The sequence below is a fragment of the Bacillus sp. C1 genome, assembly GCF_054570475.1.
On sequence record NZ_JBTMZT010000004.1, the window covers coordinates 401217 to 420473 of the forward strand.

The following is a 19257-nucleotide window of genomic DNA, read 5'->3' on the forward strand; positions in this document are numbered from 1 at the left end:
AATCCTCATTATAGGTAGTCTACAAAATGTTTTCTAAATTTCACATGTACTGCTGTACCAATCAATAACATAACGAACACAATGCCCCAGAAATAGAGCGTATATTTTATATCTTCATAAAACCAACCTGTACCCAAAAAGGCTTTACGATAACCCTCCACAATATAACATAATGGATTAAGTTGCATAATCTTTTGTAGAGCGAGCGGTAACTTCTCTGGCGTCCATAAAATAGGAGTTAAATAGAGTAGCATCCGCATTAAAGATTGCACCATCATTTGTACATCACGCACAATTGTTGCTAATGTAGAAGTAATTAAAGAAAATGCAAAAATGATCATAACTGTAGCAAACATATAATAAATCAATTGAATATAATGGATTGAAATCCCTTGACCCGATACTAAAAATATAAAAGTAACGATACCTACTAATATTAAATGTTGATATAAGTTAGACATAATTACATAACTAGGAATAATACTCATTGGAAAACTCATTTTTGAAATCATATTTAATCTTGTATAAATAGATTTAGAAGCTTGCAAAGTTGCAGGATTAATGAAGAACCATACCGATACACCAGAAATCAACCAATAAACAAACGGAACGCCATTAACAGCTGAACCGCCTCTTATTGCAATTCCAAAAACAAACCAATAAATACTCATTTGAATTAAAGGGTTTAACATTTCCCAAACAATGCCTAGATAGTTATCTTTATTTGTACTTTTAACTTGATAAATAGACAGACGTTTAATTAAATAAAGACTATTTATCTGTTCTTTTAATACCATAATCATTGCATTCATTTTATTGTGCCTCTCCAAAAAATACTTTCTCTACTACACGTTTAGATGCAAAACCATCTTCCAAATAACAGTAATTATTATAGAAAGCATCATATTTTTTTTCAAATTCGCCTAATCCATTCCTTGCGAACTTCATAATCTCTTCTAATACACCCTCATTTGTCGAAACAACTGGTCCAGGGGCTTCCTTTTCTAAATCAAAATAAAAGCCTCTTAATTTATCACGATATGAGTCAATATCATACGTATAAAAAATTATAGGTCTTTTCAAATTTGCATAATCAAAAAAGACAGAAGAATAATCTGTTATTAGCAAATCTGCTAACACATATAATTCATTAATATCAACATGATGGGAAAAATCATAAACAAATCCTTTATAAGGTGTTAAATCAAATTGCTCTGCTACTAGATAATGCATCCTTAATAAAACAATATAGTCAGAACTTAGATTTTGTTGTAAAAGACTTAAATCCAATTGCAAGTCTAACTTATAATGCCCTCTACTATAAAATTGATTATCTCTCCATGTTGGGGCATATAGAATAACTTTTTTATCCACAGGTAAACCATTCTTTTTCTTTAACTCTTCAATTTTCTTGCAATTATTATTTACGTATAAAAAATCATTTCGAGGATATCCTGCTTCAACTACATTTTTCTTAAATTGAAATGCTCTTTGGAAAATCTCTGTGGAATATACATTGGGCGATAATAAATAATCCCAATTTTGTGCTTCTCTTTTAAAATTCTCCTTATATTTTTCCGTAGTTGTTCCTGGCATATGAACTTCCTTCATATCCATGGCTAATTTCTTTAGTGGTGTACCATGCCAAGTTTGTACATAAGTAGTGTGATTCGGTTTAGGTAACCACAATGGCATCCTACTATTTGTAACCCAATACTGCGCACGTGCCATTAAAACAAACCAGCGAAGTGAAAAACGCTTAATATACGGAATGTTTGCCTCTTTAAAATTTGCTGTATAATTTTTATTCACACTCCAAACCATATGGAATCCTTCATCTTGCTGTTTCATATACTCATATATCGCACGCGGATTACAACTATACTGTTTACCAGAAAAACTTTCAAAAATAACCAATTTTTTTCGAACAGGTAAATGGCTACAAGTAACAAATATCATTTTACAAACAACCTTTACGATTCGATGATTTTTTATCCTTTTGATTATACTCATTATTATTAATCACCTTCTAACTACGATTAACCGTTTTATAAATTACCACACTAACAAAGGACTTACACAAATAAAAAAGCTAAGTAATTTTCACAAATCTCACTTAGCCTCTTCCATTTACTACTTATGCCATAGCTTAGAACTCACTTTCATTTCGATCAAATAAGTAATTCACTAAATTCCTACTTGAATTACCATTTGAATATTGGTTCCACCGTGCATTAAATTGTTCCAAATTTTTAATATCAAACGAATGCTTTTGTATCGCCTCAATAATTTCAGTGGAACTATACACAACAGGTCCAGGGGCATCTGACATGAAATCTCCAATGACCCCTCTTTTCTTCGCATATTTCTTTAAATCATATGTGAAGAATATCATTGGTTTATGTAGTAAACAAAATTCAAAAGGCACAGAGGAATAGTCTGTTATTAAAATATCTGTCACTAGAAATAAATCATTTATATTAGGATATAAAGAATAATCATACAAGAAATCTTTATACCTTTCTTTGTGTTCCAAGTTATTCCTAATAGCGGGGTGGAGTTTAATAACCAGAATATATTCGTCTTTTAAAGCTTCATACATTGCATTAATATTTAAATGTAAATCAAAATCTTCTAGCTCCTTATCTCTGAAAGTTGGAGCATATAAAATTACTTTTTTCTTTTTTAAGTTTGGGTTATTACGCACAAGATTACGGATAATCTGTTTTTGATCATTTTTATTAAAAAACAAGTCCGTACGTGGAATACCTGTTTTTAATATATTTTCTGTTGTTACTCCAAATGCATTTATATAAATCTCTGCTAATGAATCTGATCCAACAACAATCTTATGAAAATTGTTATATACCCTTAAAAATCTATTTTGGGCATATGTACTACGCTTTTTAAAAGAAGGCGCTAATAATCCGAATTTTTTGATGGCACCTGCTGCATGCCAAAGTTGGATACATTGTACTCCACTCTTAAATCGGACTGTTGATAATGATCCAAAATAATTATCAATAATAACATGTTGAGATGTTGCTAAATGATATATTGATTGTATCGTTTGTATGATATTTTTAGTCTCAAATGCAAATGATTTTACATCTGAATAACTTTTCACTTCATACTTACAAGTTGATTTATACAAAAAAACAACTTCACAATCTATCTGTTGCTTCTTCATTTCATCATATATAAAAATAAGATTTTCCCCATAAGACATAATAAAAGTTATCTTATTTTTAAGAGGAAATAACTTTGCTATATTAAATAGAACTTTGAATAGAATGAGGTATACTGTTATAATAAATTCTCGAAACATACTATACTACCTAGCAACTAGTACTAGCTCCTGTTTAATTTTAGTAGTAGAAATCCCAATTGTTCTTGGTAAATAAACAACCTCACAGTGTTCCTTCAAGAAATCAAATTTCCCTTCCCAATCATCACCCATAACAAAAGTATCTACATCATGATTAACAACATCTTCTACTTTTTGCTCCCAATCATTTTCAGGAATTACCTCATCTACATAACGAACCGCTTCTAAAATCATTTTACGCTTTTCATAGCTATGATACGATTTTTTATTTTTCAATTTATTAAACTCATCTGAAGAAACAGCAACAATTAAATAGTCCCCTAAATCTTTCGCTCTCTTCAATAAATTAATATGTCCCCAATGCAGTAAATCGAAAGTGCCATATGTAATAACTTTTTTCATAATCCTTCCCCCCATGAATTACCATTATTATTTCATAATTATTTAGTTGATAAATATATTTATATTAGAGCTTTTCCTATACTGATGAGTAGTGGGAAGCACTCAAATCTTACATAAATTTACAAGAAATTTACATTAAGTTCACACGAAGTTCACAAAGGTGATTATATCATAATTTTCATTTACAAACTATGCAACCGCTGTAACATTTATTGTCCAATTTATTAATTAACATCTCACTTCCTTTTACCAACAAAAAAGTGCGAAGGAAATATTCCCTTCGCACTTTCACTACCCTTTATATGACTATTTCAACATATGACGTGGCAATTTATCAATATTCTCTAACATAATGCCTGTACCAACAGCAACACAGTGCATTGGGTTTTCAGCAATTAATACTGGTACTTTCAATTCTTCAGCTAGAAGCATATCGATACCGTGTAATAATGCACCGCCGCCTGTTAAGATAACGCCGCGGTCAATGATGTCTGCAGATAGTTCTGGTGGCGTACGCTCTAATACACCTTTTGCAGCTTGTACAATGACAGCTGCATTTTCTTTTAATGCTTCTGTAATTTCTTCTGAACATACTGTAACCGTACGTGGTAAGCCCGTTACCATGTCACGTCCGCGAATTTCAAGTTCTTCACTACGTGCACCTGGGAATACTGTACCGACTTTAATTTTAATATCTTCTGATGTACGTTCCCCGATTAATAACTTATACTTACGTTTAATATAGTTTAAGATTTCCATATCAAACTTGTCGCCGGCCATTTTGATAGAGGAGGAGGTAACAATATCACCCATTGAAAGGACAGCGATATCTGTTGTACCTCCGCCGATATCAACAACCATATTTCCGCTCGGTTGGAAGATTTCCATTCCAGCACCAACAGCAGCTACTTTTGGTTCTTCTTCTAAGAATACTGTTTTACCACCTGAGCGTTCAGCAGCTTCACGAATTGCTTTTTGTTCTACAGATGTGATATTTGTTGGACAACAAATTAAAATGCGAGGTTTTGAAAAGAAGCTCTTCACGTCCAGTTTGTTAATGAAATACTTTAACATCGCTTCTGTAATGTCGAAATCTGCAATTACACCATCTTTAAGCGGACGAATCGCTATAATATTACCAGGTGTACGTCCTACCATACTTCTTGCGTCTTCACCTACCGCTAATACTTTACCAGTATTACGATCAATTGCTACAACAGACGGTTCGTTTAGAACAATCCCTTTCCCTTTTACATGAATTAAAACGTTAGCCGTGCCTAGGTCAATGCCGATATCTCTCGCAAACATTCCTGTGTTTCCTCCTTGATATTTAAAATCAGGTTGTACCCGAATACTTTTGCACCTAATTTCTGATTTTATCATAAATTTAACGGAAACGTAATATTTGAAAAGATAATTTTCCCGAAAAATCTTCCGTTATCCGCAAGGAATGTTTGCCATTTACCCCTTTATTGTCGCACAGGCTTTTCTACATCTTCTTTTCTGTACTTCTGCTTTGTCGCTTCTCCGCCCCTTAAGTGGCGGATTGACTTATGATAATCCAGAATTTCTTTCACTTCATTTGCGAGCTCTGCATTAATTTCTGGTAAACGTTCTGTCAAATCTTTATGAACTGTACTCTTTGATACCCCAAACTCCTTTGCGATCACGCGAACTGTCTTTCTTGTCTCCACGATATACTTGCCAATCTTGATAGTTCTCTCTTTGATGTAATCGTGCACACCACTCGCCTCCCTAAATTGGATGTGAGAAGTGTGAAATGAGACTCGCTGCATATGACTAAGAAGTAAATTCGAGTGCTGTTTGTAAGCGTTAAACATTCTGGTATTTATAATGAAATGATTCACGATTTCTCACCTCAAACACTCTCTTTGCATTGGTTTATAATCATTGTATTGCTCGCACTACTGATATATGCTATAAGTTCGGTATTTTTACGGACTAAGTTCAAAAAAAATTACATTTTGTGTGAGAAATACGTTAACAATTACATTTTTCACTAAATAAGCGTCCTTGCGAGAATAAAAAATGACGCCTCTTGTCAAAGGCGTCATTCTTCAGCATCACATTCTTCCTCTATTAATTGATGGTGGGGAACTTCTTTCTTACTGGCAATGTAATAATATAAAGTAAATAAAACAAAAACTAAAATAAGAGCAATCGACAGAACAAACAAAAACGACATAGAATCCCCTCCTTTTCTTAATATATATTCGAGAATTTCGTCCATTTTCCTTGTTATTACGATTTTATCTCTTAAAATGAATGATTTTTATATAGAAATAAAAAAATCAACTCCCTTAATGAGAGCTGATTTTTCTGTTTTACTACTCCTGTGTAGAAGAAGGATCACTAGATGATTCTGTAGAACCACTTGTTGATTTCTCTTCTTTTTGCGACTTTTCATCAGCCGAGCCACTTGTTGATTTCTCTTCTTTTTGCGATTTTTCATCAGCCGAGCCACTTGTTGATTTCTCTTCTTTTTGCGATTTTTCATCAGCCGAGCCACTTGTTGATTTCTCTTCTTTTTGCGACTTTTCATCAGCTTTGCCGCTTGTTGATTTTGCGGATCCCACTTCTGCTTTTACATCTGTCGCAAGTTTGTTCAAGTAACGCTCTGGATTTACAGCGACATTGTCTTTACGTACTTCAAAGTGTACGTGAGAGCCTGCTTCTTTATTCATTGCGCTTAGGCCGGATTTTCCTAATACTTCACCTTGTGCAACTTGTGCACCTTTTTCTACTTGTACACTGCCTAAGCTTTGATAAGATGTTGTAAGACCATTTCCGTTCTCAACTGTTACGACATAACCAAGAAGCGAATCTTTTTCCGCTTTTACTACTTTACCGCTTAAAGCAGCTGTAACATCGAATTCTTTCCCATTTTTCGCTGCAAGATCGATGCCTTTGTTAGGAGAGTATGTGTTGTTATAAAAGACAAGTGCTTGTTCTTGCTCCTTCTCTGCTGCTCCATCTTCATAAAACTTCTTCTGTACTACAACATCTACATTCGTTGCAGCTGGCATTTTCACAACTTCTGAAGATTTTGTTACTGGTACTGCTGGATTTTCCGTTTGACTATACGGAGCGGCTTGCTCTTTATTCGGTACTTTCTTTTGGTTCGCTGCCTGGAACCATAATGCAACCGTCAAAATTACCGCTGCACATGCAATATAGAGTGCCGGAAATACCCACCGTTTTTGAAATAAATGTACTACCTTTTGCGACTTTTTATTATTCCTTCCTCGCATTCTATCATCACCTCAGCAATCATTCTGAACAATATTCATTCATCCTATACAACCTATAACTAATTATCTTTCGACAAAATCTGTAAAAATATGTATACAAGTTGCAGAATTTCCGAGGAAATGATGAAAAAAGAAAAAACTGAGCGTTTTGGCTCAGTTTTTTAGTCGAGTTGTTTCTTTTTATAGACGAAGAGACAGACAATAATTGAAATAACTAACCAAATAGAGATATTCATTATATCTGCAGCAATTGCAGAGAAACCTTTTCCCTCTAAAATACTTACGAACGCTTCTAAAATATGATTAGTCGGTAAATACGATAGTATGTTTTTCACAATGTCATTTTTTATAATATTACTTAAAACTGGAGTCATGAGCAAAACCATTGCAATTGGTGATGCGATAACATTAACTTGCACTAAATTTTTAGCTAAAAGAGCAATGATTGTTCCAAATATGATGAATACTAATGTTCCTAATAACATTAACAGAAACATGAACAACATATTCCCTTTTAAAACATCAAGTATAAATAAATTAAGAAAGCTTATAGCAAATGTTAAAACAATGATTGGTATTGCTTTTCCAATAATGATTTCAAATGAAGAGGCCGGAGATAGCATAAGTACTCGTAATGTATGTTTCTCCTTCTCTTCCGCAATGAGGGTTGCCTGTGAGATTGTTGTAACCATACATAATATCATGACAATTACAAAGCCCCCCATAAACTCCTTTTGTCCCATTTGCTTATAAAACAACGCCAATCCAAGTGGTAAAATCGCCATCAATAATATTTGTGCGTTATTTTTCAAATCCTGCATCTCTTTCCGCAAAATCGCTGATACACGTCTCATAGAAAATGTCATTACAATCCCCTCCCAGTTACTTCAATAAAGATATCCCCTAAAGTCGGCTCATGCGAATGAATTGATAAAAGCTCACCTTTTTTCATCCATTCAGAAATACGCTTTGCGCCCAATTCATCTTTTTGCACGGTTTCTTTTTTCTTATCTTTTAACACGACTTCAATTTTGTCTTTTGCATATTGAAGTCTTAAGTTTTCTGGTGTATCAAGTGCGACAATTTCACCGCCGCATAAGAAGGCGATGCGGTTACACAGCGTTTCTGCTTCGTCCATGTTGTGCGTTGTTAAGAAAATGGTTGTTCCTTCTTTATTTAAGTCTTTTAAGATGTTATGAATGTTTTGAACGTTGACTGGATCGAGCGCTGATGTTGGCTCATCTAAGAAAAGAATATCTGGCTTATGCAGGATCGCTCTTGCTAGCGTCACACGCTGCTTCATCCCTTTTGACAATTTTTTTACTAGCATTTTTTTATCTTCTATTAAGTTCACTTGCGAGAGCACTTCATCGATTCGTTCTTTTTTACAATCGTATAAATCACAAAATAGTAGTAAGTTATCATAAATGCTTAGTCTTTCATATAGACCACTGTTATCTGTTAAAATACCGATTCGCTTGTAATCGATGCTGCTTGGGCCTGTAAGATCTTTCCCTAGTACTCTCACTTTCCCGACACTATGAAGCAACTGAGATGTTAAAATTTTCACTGTTGTTGTTTTTCCTGATCCACTTGGTCCAAGAAATCCGAAAATTTCTCCTTGCTTCACTTCAATATTTACATTTCGAAGTGCTGTTTTCCCGTCAAAAGATTTCATGACATCCTTCATTTCAATTGCTAGTGCCATTTCTTCATCCCCTTTGTTTTTCTTTTATAGTTAAAATGTACTTCAGCGGCTCATTTGTCCGCTTCCGCTTTTTGGTTACGCTGTTGTTAACTCAATCATATGAAAAACAAAGGGGTTACGCAGTAAAATACCGGTAAAAGGAGTATTTTCACCGGTGAATGAACCTTATTTTTAGGTTAATGGAGCATCATTACAGTCCAATTACACCTTTTAATTCATCCATTCGGCCTTTTGAGAGTGGAATGGAACTTTTTCGTTCATCATCTAAAATTAAGCTAAAGCTATTACGGGTCCAAGTAATGACTTCTCGTACACGCTGTAAGTTAACAAGATAAGAACGATGACATCTAAAGAATCCAAACCCTTTTAATCTCTCTTCTAATTCACTTAATGTTAACGCACACACAAAGTCTCCTTCACGAATATGAATATGCGTCGTTCCATTTTGCGTTTCAATAAAGTGAATTTCCATCGGATCAAGCAAAATGATTTTGTCATTCACCTTTGCAGGAATTCTTTCGAGTTTCATTTGCGGAATTATTGGAATGACTTTTTCTGCATCTACCTCTTCCGCTGCTTCCTGTTCAATTTCTACTTTTTTCACGCCATCTTGATTGAATATGTATACGTCTTCCGTTAAGGAAAGTGCATCTGATAAAAAGGATGATGTAATAAAAATCGCCTTTCCTTGTTCTTTCAACTTCATAATGGCTTTTCGAATCATAATTGTGCTCTCTATATCAACATTTTGTTCCGGTTCTTCAAAAATAATAAGGTCGGGGTTATGAATCATGACCCGACCAATATGAAGGCGGCGTTTTTCAGAAAATGATAGTTTTCCAATTTTGACATTCATTTTATCGAGTAATCCAACGTGTTGAACAACTTCTTCTATTCGAATATTTGAGTCATACAATTTGGATAAAAAAGAAAAGTACTCTTTCACTTTCAAACGGTCATACGCTTCATCTTTTAAAAAGCAAAAACCAATGCGTGAGTAGGCCTTTTTTTGAAGTGGCTCTCCATCAAACAAAACACTTCCAGATGATGCTTCTTCTTGACCGATTATAATACGGTGCAACACCTTCGCCGTATGATTGTTACATTGCAGCACAACACATTGTCCTTTTTCAATTTCTAGCTCAATTGCATGTAACTGATTCGTCTTCTCCAATTGTTTCAACTCAAACAACGCCATTCTTTCTCCTCCAAATGAGTTTTTTATCTTATTATAGCAAATAATTAATGGAAAATTATGATATTTATTCTAAAAACAAGGGGATATCCAAAAATAGCTAAATCGCTACTTTTGAATATCCCCTTCTTCGACTCGAACTACCTTCTGCCTTCATGTATGAAAAATTCCCTCTACTCTACGTAAACGCATCCTATAAAACAGAATCATTTATTTTCACAAGACTGTTAGTATACACATACAAAAGAGACTAAACTTAAACTTTATAATCAATTTCGCTTTATAGAATGCATTCACAAGTAGTATTTTATCACATGAATTATGTATTACTCGCTTTCTAATTCATTATGCAAAATTGCATTTACAAATGCATTGATAAAGCAAAAAACGCTTACTATAATAAAAGTATAAAGATTTTATACATTTTAATATTCAAACTAACAGGAGGTAATCACATGGAAATCGCAATGGCTGTCTTAAAATTTATCGGTGGCGTAATCCCATTAGCACAAGAACTTTTAAAAGCATTCATGTAAGTTCATTACTCTGCAATTATTTTAATATTTATCATACAAATGATCTGCATATCAAAGTGTTTTTGATATGCAGATCATTTGCGTGAGTAAAATGTATGAAAGAAAAAAGCCCATCTATCACGATGGACTCCGTACTACTTCTTATTTAGTTTCTCGCCATTAACTTTCCTTCATAATCGTTTAATGTTTTAATTTCGATGCCTTTATAGTAATAAGCAACAATGTCTGTATATTCTTTTCCTTCTTTCGCCATTCCATTCGCACCGTACTGACTCATGCCAACGCCATGGCCAAAGCCCTTCGTTGTAACGACGATGTTCTTCCCTTGTTGTTTCCACGTAAAGTCAGAGGAGCGTAAATTTAGCTTTTCACGCACTTCTTTTCCTGTTAATGTTTTCCCTTGAAACTCTACATCCTTTACCCGTTTTCCTGTTGTACGCTCTTTAATCGTACCGACTTTTCCGTTGTCGAGTATCTTTACACCTAGACGCTGTTGAAAATCGGCTACAGTAAATGTTTGTTCACTCGCAAATTTTGGAGACGCTTGATCCCATGGACTGTTTACGCTTTTTAAATACGGGAGATCACTTCCCCAGTAGTCTGCAGCATTTTCCGTATAGCCGTTACTTGTTGAGAAGAAGGACGCTGTAATCGGATTCCCTTCATACGTTAAAACTTGTCCGGCTGTTTTAGATACAGCTTCTTCAATTTTCTTCAAGTTTTTCTCATAGTTGTTTCCCCATGTCTTCTTTAATTCTTCTTTACTTTTGTACACTTGATCACTGACCGTATCTGTCACATCCGCATTATTCTTCTTACTTCCACTTAGCATACGTTGTACAATAAATGTCCTTGCTGCTAATGCTTGCGCTTTTAGTGCCTCCATTTCAAAACTGGCATTCATCTCAGAAGCTACTACCCCTGTCACATACTCTTCCATTGGCATCGTTTCTATTTTCTTTTGGGCATCGCGATACACATTTACTTGGACAGCGGTATTTACTTGTTTAGGAGCTGGTACACTTTGCGCAGCCGGAGGATGTTCAGACGGCTTACTTCCTGTCACTTTCGGAAATGGAATGACAAGTATGGCTGGTACCATAATGACGAGCGCTACTAAGAGCGCTACTACAATGAACAGTGGCTTTGAAATTTTCATCTTTTTCCCCCGCTATGAAATTAGACTCCTTTCATTCTTATGGAGTATGAATTGTTTTTAGAACATACCGGGAGATACTTCTTCAAAGGAAAGAATTTTCAGAAAATTTTAATGGAACATGCATAAATTGGGCATTTTCTGACTATAACAGTAATAGAAAAAAAATCGCCCTTATGTCACAAGACATAAAGACGATTTTAATTAAGCGTGAAGGTCAGAAACTTCTTGTTCTTTTACTTCTGCTACTTTTTCATTTACACGTTCAATTGTTGCACCTAGTGCAGCAAGTTTTTTATGGAAGTTTACATATCCACGGTCAAGATGCTTTAATTCTGTTACACGAGTGTAACCATCTGATACTAAACCAGCTAGAATTAATGCCGCTGCAGCACGTAAGTCAGTTGCTGCTACTTCTGCACCTTGTAATTTGTTAGGTCCATTCATAATAACAGAACGGCCTTCAATTTTAATGTCAGCGTTCATACGACGGAACTCTTCCACATGCATAAAGCGGTTTTCAAATACCGTTTCTGTGATCATGCTTGTTCCATCAGCATGTAATAACAATGCCATCATTTGTGATTGCATGTCTGTTGGGAAACCTGGATGAGGCATTGTTTTAATGTCAACGGCTTTTAATTTACTTGGGCCGATAACACGTACACCTTCGTTTTCCTCAACAATTTTAACACCCATTTCTTCCATTTTCGCTGTAATAGAGCGTAAATGTTCTGGTACAGCATTTTCAATTAAGATGTCTCCACCAGTAATTGCTGCTGCAACCATAAATGTTCCTGCTTCAATGCGGTCAGGAATAATAGAATGGTGTCCGCCATATAATTTATCAACGCCTTCAATACGAATCGTTCCAGTTCCAGCTCCGCGTACTTTCGCTCCCATTGCATTTAAGAAGTTAGCTAAGTCAACGATTTCTGGTTCTTTCGCTGCGTTTTCAAGGATTGTTGTCCCTTTTGCTAATGTAGCAGCAGACATAATGTTTTCTGTTGCGCCTACACTTGGGAAGTCTAAGTAAATTTTCGCCCCTTGTAATTGTCCGTCTACATAAGCTTCAACAAATCCGTTACCAACTTTTACTTTTGCTCCCATTGCTTCGAAGCCTTTTAAATGTTGGTCAATTGGACGTGAACCAATTGCACATCCACCAGGAAGTGCAATACGAGCACGGCCATTACGCGCTAATAATGGTCCCATTACTTGAACCGACGCACGCATTTTACGTACATATTCAAATGGTGCCTCAATATTTAATTCTTTTGAAGCATCAATTGTTACTTGATTGTTTTCAAATACGACTTCAGCGTTTAAATGACGTAATACCTCATTAATTGTGTATACATCAGACAAAACTGGTACTTCAGATAGTACATTCTTTCCATCACTCGCTAATAGGGCTGCAGCGATTATAGGTAATACAGCATTTTTCGCGCCCTCAACACGCACTGTGCCGTTCAACCGCTTTCCGCCACGGACGATGATTTTTTCCAATTTATTCCCCTCCGTGTCCTTTTTTCAATATCTATTCAATACTCAGAAGTTATGATCGGTGTGCCAACCACAATTGTATCTTTGTTGTCTGTAGAACGTATTGCTATTTGCACATTGATTTTCTCTCTATTTGTTGAAAGAGCGTCATTCCACTTTTTATTATATGCGGAAACTGACACAAATGCTCTTTCTTCTATCTTTTCGATCGCTCTTGCTGAAAGATCTTTCAAAACCTGATTGGTTTTATTTTGCAAAACACCTTCAATCTTATCACTCAGTACACCTTGAACACAAGTGTAAATTTCAGGTTTTGTACTAAAAATTTTATCCATTGTTTGAATATATTCAGGGTCCCACTTTGACCCGCTCACTTCAAAGATAATGAAAGTGTTTTCTTTAGTATTCTCCTTACTCCAAGTTACTACTATTCGTTCTTCATAAGAAGAAAACTTTTTTTGTGCTGTTGCTTTATATCCGTTATGGGACGATTCCACTTCCCATTTTTGAATATCCGCTTTTTCTTTCACTTCATTTAACAATTTTTGAAACGTATGTATATCGGAAGTGGTTGTAGTTTCTCGTGCTAACCATGACCACTGCTTTACTTCTGCTCCATTTTTTTTAAGAGCTGCGATTATACTCTCCATCTTCTCTTCGTCACTTACGGGCTTTATCTGTTTATACCCGACCAAGAATACGACAACACTTATGACAACGATAAGAATTGTTTTCAAATGTTTCACGTTTCATCCCCTCCTACCCCCATTGTTAACGGAGATATGAGGTTCTATACACTTACTTTACTAAATACGTTAAACTCTTCGAATACCCTAAATAATCAAGGAAAAAGTTGCTGACAGATGTCCCGATTGCAATCGTCACCAAAATGAGCAATATCCTCGTCTGCAATACCTTTCCAGATTTCATCAAGCGTTCGATATGGATACCTTGTAAGGCCCACCACGTAATGGTAATAAACAATAAATGCGAAACAATCGCAATTAGTGCTTGTTGCCCTAAAAGTTGCGCCAAAAAAATCGACTCCTTTTGTTTGGCTTACCATCACCTAGGATGCAAAACGATCCCATCCAAATGGAAACCACACTTTTTCCCGCCAAATAGGCAATATAAAGTTCCCTCTATAAAAAGGACTACCCACTTTAGCACATCACATTTCCAAAGAGAAAGTGATGCTCCTTACGCCACAATAAAAAGCGTAGAGCGGTGACTCTACACTTTTTGTTTTCACTATTGTACCACGTTCCCTTTAAAGAAGAAATCTTTCATTAATGGAAAATATTCATAAAAGAAATTGTAGCCAATTGCCGGTAGAATTCCGAGTAACAAGGTTGCAATTACACAAACGCTAATGACGACTTTTAAGTTGATTGGTAAATTCACCCGTTCCTCTTCAGCACTCTCCCGAAAAAACATATGCTGCAAAATACGGAAATAATATACAAATGATATAACCGTTGTGCCCATCATGACAGATGCTAGCACGTAATGAGCTGGACTAGCTGTAAAGGCACTTAAGAAAATATGAACCTTTCCGATAAAGCCGGCTGTTCCTGGAATTCCTGCCAAAGACAGAATAAAAATCGTCATCGCTGCGGCGGCGAATGGAGAACGTTTCGATAAACCGGAAAAAATTGTTATATTTTCCTTCCCGCTTTGTAAGATTAATCCGTGGATGACTGCAAAAGCTCCTATATTCATTAACACATATGCCAGCATATAAAACCACATACTATCTAGTGTAAAAGGCGATAACGCTACGAGCGGAACAAGTAAGTATCCAGCGTGCGCTATGCCCGAGTAGGCAAACAAACGCTTCACATTATGTTGCTTTAATGCTATAACATTACCAATAACCATCGTAATGATCGCCAGAACAGCAATATATACGCTCATATTGCCAAATACAGATTGCTCACTTCCCTGAACCGGTACGCCGCCAAATACCATAAGGAACAATCTAATCATCATCATAAAGCCGGCGATTTTAGAAATCGTCCCTAAGAAAGCTGTAACAGGAACCGCCGCGCCTTCGTACACGTCCGGTGCCCACATATGAAACGGCACTGTCGCAATTTTAAAGGATAACCCAACAAACAGAAGTAAAAAGGCAAGTGATAACAAGAGCTGAATACTCCCATCTACTCCTTGCATGAGAATTTCCTGCATACCAATCATATTGGTCGATCCCGTAATACCATATAAATAGCTCATTCCAAAGAGTGTAATAGCGGTGCCAATTCCACCATTAATAACATATTTCATCGCAGCTTCATTCGAAGCACGATTTTTCTTTCGAATCCCTACTAAAATATACGAAGACAATGACAACAATTCTAAGCCAATAAAGAGCGTAATAAAATCAACGCTAGACGCCATGAACATTGCCCCAAGAACGGCCATTAAAAATAAGTAATAGTATTCTCCTTTATCTTGAATCGGCTCTTTTTTATCATCACTCATCGCCACGCATAAGATGAGGATCGCCCCAATTAGTAGCAACGTTTTAAAACCTTTTGAGAATCCATCTAGTACAAATGAACCACTTAAAATATCTCCAGCCGGTTCACTATACAATGTCAGTAACGCTACCAGTGCTAGCACCACTGCTACAATTGCTCCAATCCCTAAATACTTACGATCAAACTTTAAAAATAAATCAAGAAGCGAGAGCAGGATGGCCGCCAAAAGAATGATGAATTCCGGCACCATAAGATGCCAAGATAAGCTAAGCAATGTATTCATATCCATCCTATCTCACCCCCAATATTTTCACTGTGTATTCGAGCGGCGTCCCTAGCAGCTCTGGCATAATACCAATTACGACAATACAAGTAAGTAATAGCAAGGCCGGAACGTATTCCCAGCCAGAGACATCCGGCCGCGCTTCCCATTCCTTCTTCCCAAATGTCACTTGAAGGGTAGCCCTTAAAACATATACCGCTGTTAAAATAATGCCGAGCGTACCGAACGCCGCAAGTACCGGATTCCCTTGAAATAATCCGAGGAAAGCAAGAAACTCGCCAACAAACCCTGACATGCCCGGGAGACCAAGCGAAGCCATACTCCCAGCTAATAAAAAGCCACTTAGCACCGGCACTTGTTTTGCGAGGCCCCCAAGCTTCGTAATATCAGAAGTGCCAAAGCGCTGCTCAATTATGCCGAGCAAACAAAATAGTAACGCTGCAATAAATCCGTGAGATATAACTTGAAATAGCGCTCCCTTCATACCGAATGCGTTCAATGCCCCAAGTCCCATTAACACGATTCCCATATGCGAAATACTAGAGTAAGCGAGCATCTTTCGGAAATCTGTTTGAATGATGGCCAGAAACGCACCGTACAGCAAGTTGATTACTCCTAATATCGCTATAAGCGTCGCAAAATCTTGAAACTGCTCCGGGAATAGCCCTTTCCCAAAGCGAATGATGCCGTATGCCCCGATCTTGAGTAAAACACCCGCATGAAGCATCACCACTGCAGGATGGGCCTCTACATGCACATTCACCATCCAGCGATGTAAAGGAAATACCGGTAGCTTAATCGCAAAGGCCATCATAAGAGCGATGAATAAACTGAGCTGTAATGCACCTGAAATATCGCCTAGGAGCGAGATTTGCGTCCCATTCAAAATATCTCTTAACGCTGTAATATTTGTTGTACCCGTTTTTGCAAAGAGGATCGTGAAAACAATGAGTAGAATCGCTGACCCAATTCCGTTATAAATCAAATAACTGTAGGAGGCCTTTTCACTGTTCCATTTCCCCCACTTTCCAATGAGCAAAAACATCGGTGGTAATGTAAGTTCGAAGAAGACAAAGAAGAGAAGTAAGTTTTCTGCTGCAAAGACGCCAAGCATCCCAATTTCAAGTGTTAATAGCAGCATGTAAAAACCTTTTATATTCTTTTGAATGGAAAAGGCAGTAATCGCCGCCAGTGTTGCTAACAGTGCTGTGAGTATCATCATCAGAAGCGAAAAACCATCAATGCCAACCTCATAGTAAATAGAAAACAACTTTTCCTCTACGTCTGGAAAACTGCCAAATTGAATCCACTTTACCTTCTCAGCAAAAATCGTTAAACTCTTTCCGGAAGCGTACGTACTCGCTAAAACAATTGCGATGCCAAGCGGAAGGATGGTTCCGAATAAACCGATTCCTCGTACTGCACGCACTTCTGTTTTCCGTATGAACATAAGTAAGAAAATCCCTAAAAACGGGGAGAAAATGAAGAACGATAATAATAATCCATTCATTACCAATACCCCCCTGTATATAGCAAAATGACAACTAATGCCGCCAACGAAACGAGCACCGCTGTTCCATATACTTGTACGTTTCCATTTTGAAGCTTAGAACCCGCATTGCTCGCTCCTCTTATCAGGATGCCAATAAACTGAGCGATTCCTTCCACAATGTATACTTCAAAGAAACGAAGCACATAAGCGATTCCTTTTACGAGCGTGAACACTACCGCACTATATATTTCATCTACATAATACTTTTTCGCAAGAAGACTGTGCAGCGCTGCCTTTTCCCCTCCAGCCCAATCTCTCGGAATCGATCGCTTTCCATAAATCAAGTACGCCAATAGAATACCAGCGAATGAAACGAGCGTTGCAACGATCATGATCCACACCGGACCATGACTTTTCTCTACTTGAAATAAGGCATCCTTTGTAAGCCAGTCCCCAAGAAATGTTCCAAACCACGGCGTATTGGTGTAACCTACCAAAGCTGCGAAAATACCAAGGACAATCATCGGAAATGTCATAACGCGCGGCGATTCATGCACATCCTCTTCTTTCTTCGCCTCTCCTGTAAAGACGAGAAAGTATAACCGAAACATGTAGAACGCCGTTAAGAATGCTGCCAAAACAGCGAGAACAAACAACACATAATTACCGTGCACCCAAGTCGCCGCTAAAATCTCATCCTTACTAAAAAATCCTGAAAGTAGCGGAACACCGCTAATTGCTAGCGTACCGATTAAGAAGAGCGCTCCCGTCACTCTCATTTTCTTCTGCAATCCGCCCATTTCATTAATGTTTTGCCTATGCACCGCATGAATGACGCTCCCTGCTGCCAAGAAAAGTAGTGCTTTAAAGAAAGCATGTGTCGTTAAATGAAAGACCCCGGCCACATACCCCGCTGAGCCAAGTGCAAGCATCATATAGCCAAGCTGGCTCACTGTTGAATAGGCAAGAACTCTTTTTATATCCGTTTGTACGAGGCCGATGGATGCAGCAAATATTGCTGTGAAGGCGCCGATAACTGCGACAGTTTGCATCGCGACAGCACTGGCAGAAAATAGCGGAAACATCGTTGCCACTAAGTACACCCCTGCCGCGACCATTGTAGCTGCGTGAATGAGTGCTGATACAGGTGTTGGTCCTTCCATCGCATCTGGAAGCCACGTATGAAGCGGAAACTGACCTGATTTCCCCATAGCACCAATAAAGATTAAAATTGCCGTGAGCGTGATCATAGTAGGTGATATATCTCCCATCTTCATAGCTTGAAAAATAACTTCATATTCAAAGCTCCCCGCCTGCCAGAAGAGTAAATTTATCCCGATAAATAAACCGACATCTCCAATACGCGTCATAATAAATGCTTTTTTCGCAGCGGCCTTTGCCTCTTCTTTAAAGAAATAAAACCCAATTAGTAAAAACGAGCCAAGCCCTACTAACTCCCAAAATATATAGAGCTGTAGTAAATTTGTTGAAATGACAAGCCCAAGCATTGCAAATGTAAAGAGCCCTAAATATGCATAAAAGATAGGTAACCTCTCATCACCTTGCATATATCCTTTCGAGTACACATGCACGAGGAAACTAACGAGTGTCACGATAAAAAGCATTAAAGCGTTTAATGCGTTAATCTCAAAACCGAACGAAATGTCTACATCCCCGATTCTAAGCCATAGCCATTGATGCTTTACTGTTTCTGATGAAAACCTTTCTATTAATACAATCGCCGCACCCACAAAGGAAAGAAATGTGAGAAAGATACTAAGCAAGCTGCTTCCTTCTCTCAATTTCCTCCCAAATATAACGAGCAAAAAAAACGAAGCAAGCGGGAAAAGCGGTATGAGCCATGCATAATCGATCATTGTTTCCTTCCCCCTTTTT

The 19257-nt window shown here is 37.0% G+C and carries 19 protein-coding genes; 1 reads left to right on the top strand and 18 read right to left on the bottom strand.

The genetic code is table 11. From position 1 onward, the window contains the following. Nucleotides 1-8: 8 nt before the first annotated feature. From ACX5JI_RS15720 to ACX5JI_RS15770, 11 genes are all read right to left on the bottom strand, one after another. Entirely contained in the window at nt 9-812 is an 804-nt protein-coding gene (locus ACX5JI_RS15720) for an ABC transporter permease (protein WP_459501966.1), read from the bottom strand. A 1-nt stretch (nt 813) separates the two neighbouring features. Next, nucleotides 814-2013 carry a CDP-glycerol glycerophosphotransferase family protein gene (locus ACX5JI_RS15725; protein ID WP_459501967.1) on the bottom strand — a complete coding sequence of 400 codons (1200 nt, stop codon included), beginning with the start codon at nt 2011-2013 and terminating at the stop codon, nt 814-816. 136 nt (nt 2014-2149) lie between these two features. Continuing rightward, on the bottom strand, nt 2150-3328 hold the full coding sequence (locus ACX5JI_RS15730; protein ID WP_459501968.1) for a CDP-glycerol glycerophosphotransferase family protein: 1179 nt from the start codon (nt 3326-3328) through the stop codon (nt 2150-2152). Nucleotides 3329-3334: 6 nt separating this feature from the next. Further along, nucleotides 3335-3730 carry a glycerol-3-phosphate cytidylyltransferase gene (gene tagD, locus ACX5JI_RS15735; protein WP_459501969.1) on the bottom strand — a complete coding sequence of 132 codons (396 nt, stop codon included), beginning with the start codon at nt 3728-3730 and terminating at the stop codon, nt 3335-3337. A 306-nt stretch (nt 3731-4036) separates the two neighbouring features. Then, nucleotides 4037-5038, bottom strand: a complete 1002-nt coding sequence (locus tag ACX5JI_RS15740; protein ID WP_459501970.1) for a rod shape-determining protein — start codon at nt 5036-5038, stop codon at nt 4037-4039. A 161-nt stretch (nt 5039-5199) separates the two neighbouring features. Further along, entirely contained in the window at nt 5200-5472 is a 273-nt protein-coding gene (gene spoIIID / locus ACX5JI_RS15745; RefSeq protein WP_000544009.1) for a sporulation transcriptional regulator SpoIIID, read from the bottom strand. 329 nt (nt 5473-5801) lie between these two features. Beyond that, nucleotides 5802-5936, bottom strand: coding sequence for an ABC transporter ATP-binding protein (locus tag ACX5JI_RS15750; protein ID WP_459501971.1), 135 nt, complete (start codon nt 5934-5936; stop codon nt 5802-5804). A gap of 142 nt (nt 5937-6078) precedes the next feature. Further along, nucleotides 6079-7002 carry a stage II sporulation protein SpoIIQ gene (gene spoIIQ, locus ACX5JI_RS15755; RefSeq protein ID WP_459501972.1) on the bottom strand — a complete coding sequence of 308 codons (924 nt, stop codon included), beginning with the start codon at nt 7000-7002 and terminating at the stop codon, nt 6079-6081. A 161-nt stretch (nt 7003-7163) separates the two neighbouring features. Beyond that, a complete protein-coding gene (locus tag ACX5JI_RS15760) occupies nt 7164-7868 on the bottom strand; it encodes an ABC transporter permease (protein ID WP_459501973.1) in 705 nt (234 codons plus the stop codon). Then, entirely contained in the window at nt 7868-8710 is an 843-nt protein-coding gene (locus ACX5JI_RS15765; RefSeq protein WP_459501974.1) for an ABC transporter ATP-binding protein, read from the bottom strand. Before ACX5JI_RS15765 ends, ACX5JI_RS15760 begins: the two co-directional genes overlap by 1 nt. A gap of 190 nt (nt 8711-8900) precedes the next feature. Then, nucleotides 8901-9908 (bottom strand): LytTR family transcriptional regulator DNA-binding domain-containing protein, encoded by a 1008-nt coding sequence (locus tag ACX5JI_RS15770; RefSeq protein ID WP_459501975.1) that lies wholly within the window; start codon nt 9906-9908, stop codon nt 8901-8903. Nucleotides 9909-10252: 344 nt separating this feature from the next. Between ACX5JI_RS15770 and ACX5JI_RS15775 the strand changes: the two genes are divergently transcribed. Next, nucleotides 10253-10441: a hypothetical protein gene (locus tag ACX5JI_RS15775; RefSeq protein WP_459501976.1), complete on the top strand. Its 189-nt coding sequence runs from the start codon at nt 10253-10255 to the stop codon at nt 10439-10441. Nucleotides 10442-10586: 145 nt separating this feature from the next. On the opposite strand, the gene spoIID is transcribed toward ACX5JI_RS15775, so the two are convergent. From spoIID to nuoL, 7 genes are all read right to left on the bottom strand, one after another. Beyond that, complete coding sequence (gene spoIID / locus ACX5JI_RS15780; protein ID WP_459501977.1) at nt 10587-11600, bottom strand: stage II sporulation protein D; 1014 nt, start codon at nt 11598-11600, stop codon at nt 10587-10589. A 201-nt stretch (nt 11601-11801) separates the two neighbouring features. Beyond that, complete coding sequence (gene murA / locus ACX5JI_RS15785; protein ID WP_459501978.1) at nt 11802-13106, bottom strand: UDP-N-acetylglucosamine 1-carboxyvinyltransferase; 1305 nt, start codon at nt 13104-13106, stop codon at nt 11802-11804. 35 nt (nt 13107-13141) lie between these two features. Next, nucleotides 13142-13849, bottom strand: coding sequence for a YwmB family TATA-box binding protein (locus ACX5JI_RS15790; RefSeq protein ID WP_459501979.1), 708 nt, complete (start codon nt 13847-13849; stop codon nt 13142-13144). 52 nt (nt 13850-13901) lie between these two features. Beyond that, the gene (locus ACX5JI_RS15795) at nt 13902-14138 is read right to left on the bottom strand and encodes a DUF1146 family protein (protein WP_003202077.1); all 237 of its coding nucleotides are present in this window, start codon (nt 14136-14138) and stop codon (nt 13902-13904) included. Between the two features lie 216 nt (nt 14139-14354). Further along, nucleotides 14355-15869, bottom strand: coding sequence for an NADH-quinone oxidoreductase subunit NuoN (nuoN, locus tag ACX5JI_RS15800; protein ID WP_459502044.1), 1515 nt, complete (start codon nt 15867-15869; stop codon nt 14355-14357). Between the two features lie 7 nt (nt 15870-15876). After that, on the bottom strand, nt 15877-17379 hold the full coding sequence (locus ACX5JI_RS15805; protein ID WP_459501980.1) for an NADH-quinone oxidoreductase subunit M: 1503 nt from the start codon (nt 17377-17379) through the stop codon (nt 15877-15879). After that, a complete protein-coding gene (nuoL, locus tag ACX5JI_RS15810; RefSeq protein ID WP_459501981.1) occupies nt 17379-19238 on the bottom strand; it encodes an NADH-quinone oxidoreductase subunit L in 1860 nt (619 codons plus the stop codon). Before nuoL ends, ACX5JI_RS15805 begins: the two co-directional genes overlap by 1 nt. Between the last annotated feature and the right edge of the window lie 19 nt (nt 19239-19257).

Coding starts and splice junctions, on each gene's coding strand:
- ACX5JI_RS15720 (WP_459501966.1), bottom strand. CDS start 812: ATGAATGCAATGATTATGGTATTAAAAGAACAGATAAATAGTCTTTAT.
- ACX5JI_RS15725 (WP_459501967.1), bottom strand. CDS start 2,013: ATGAGTATAATCAAAAGGATAAAAAATCATCGAATCGTAAAGGTTGTT.
- ACX5JI_RS15730 (WP_459501968.1), bottom strand. CDS start 3,328: ATGTTTCGAGAATTTATTATAACAGTATACCTCATTCTATTCAAAGTT.
- tagD (WP_459501969.1), bottom strand. CDS start 3,730: ATGAAAAAAGTTATTACATATGGCACTTTCGATTTACTGCATTGGGGA.
- ACX5JI_RS15740 (WP_459501970.1), bottom strand. CDS start 5,038: ATGTTTGCGAGAGATATCGGCATTGACCTAGGCACGGCTAACGTTTTA.
- ACX5JI_RS15750 (WP_459501971.1), bottom strand. CDS start 5,936: ATGTCGTTTTTGTTTGTTCTGTCGATTGCTCTTATTTTAGTTTTTGTT.
- spoIIQ (WP_459501972.1), bottom strand. CDS start 7,002: ATGCGAGGAAGGAATAATAAAAAGTCGCAAAAGGTAGTACATTTATTT.
- ACX5JI_RS15760 (WP_459501973.1), bottom strand. CDS start 7,868: ATGACATTTTCTATGAGACGTGTATCAGCGATTTTGCGGAAAGAGATG.
- ACX5JI_RS15765 (WP_459501974.1), bottom strand. CDS start 8,710: ATGGCACTAGCAATTGAAATGAAGGATGTCATGAAATCTTTTGACGGG.
- ACX5JI_RS15770 (WP_459501975.1), bottom strand. CDS start 9,908: ATGGCGTTGTTTGAGTTGAAACAATTGGAGAAGACGAATCAGTTACAT.
- ACX5JI_RS15775 (WP_459501976.1), top strand. CDS start 10,253: ATGCAAAATTGCATTTACAAATGCATTGATAAAGCAAAAAACGCTTAC.
- spoIID (WP_459501977.1), bottom strand. CDS start 11,600: ATGAAAATTTCAAAGCCACTGTTCATTGTAGTAGCGCTCTTAGTAGCG.
- nuoN (WP_459502044.1), bottom strand. CDS start 15,869: ATGAATACATTGCTTAGCTTATCTTGGCATCTTATGGTGCCGGAATTC.
- ACX5JI_RS15805 (WP_459501980.1), bottom strand. CDS start 17,379: ATGAATGGATTATTATTATCGTTCTTCATTTTCTCCCCGTTTTTAGGG.
- nuoL (WP_459501981.1), bottom strand. CDS start 19,238: ATGATCGATTATGCATGGCTCATACCGCTTTTCCCGCTTGCTTCGTTT.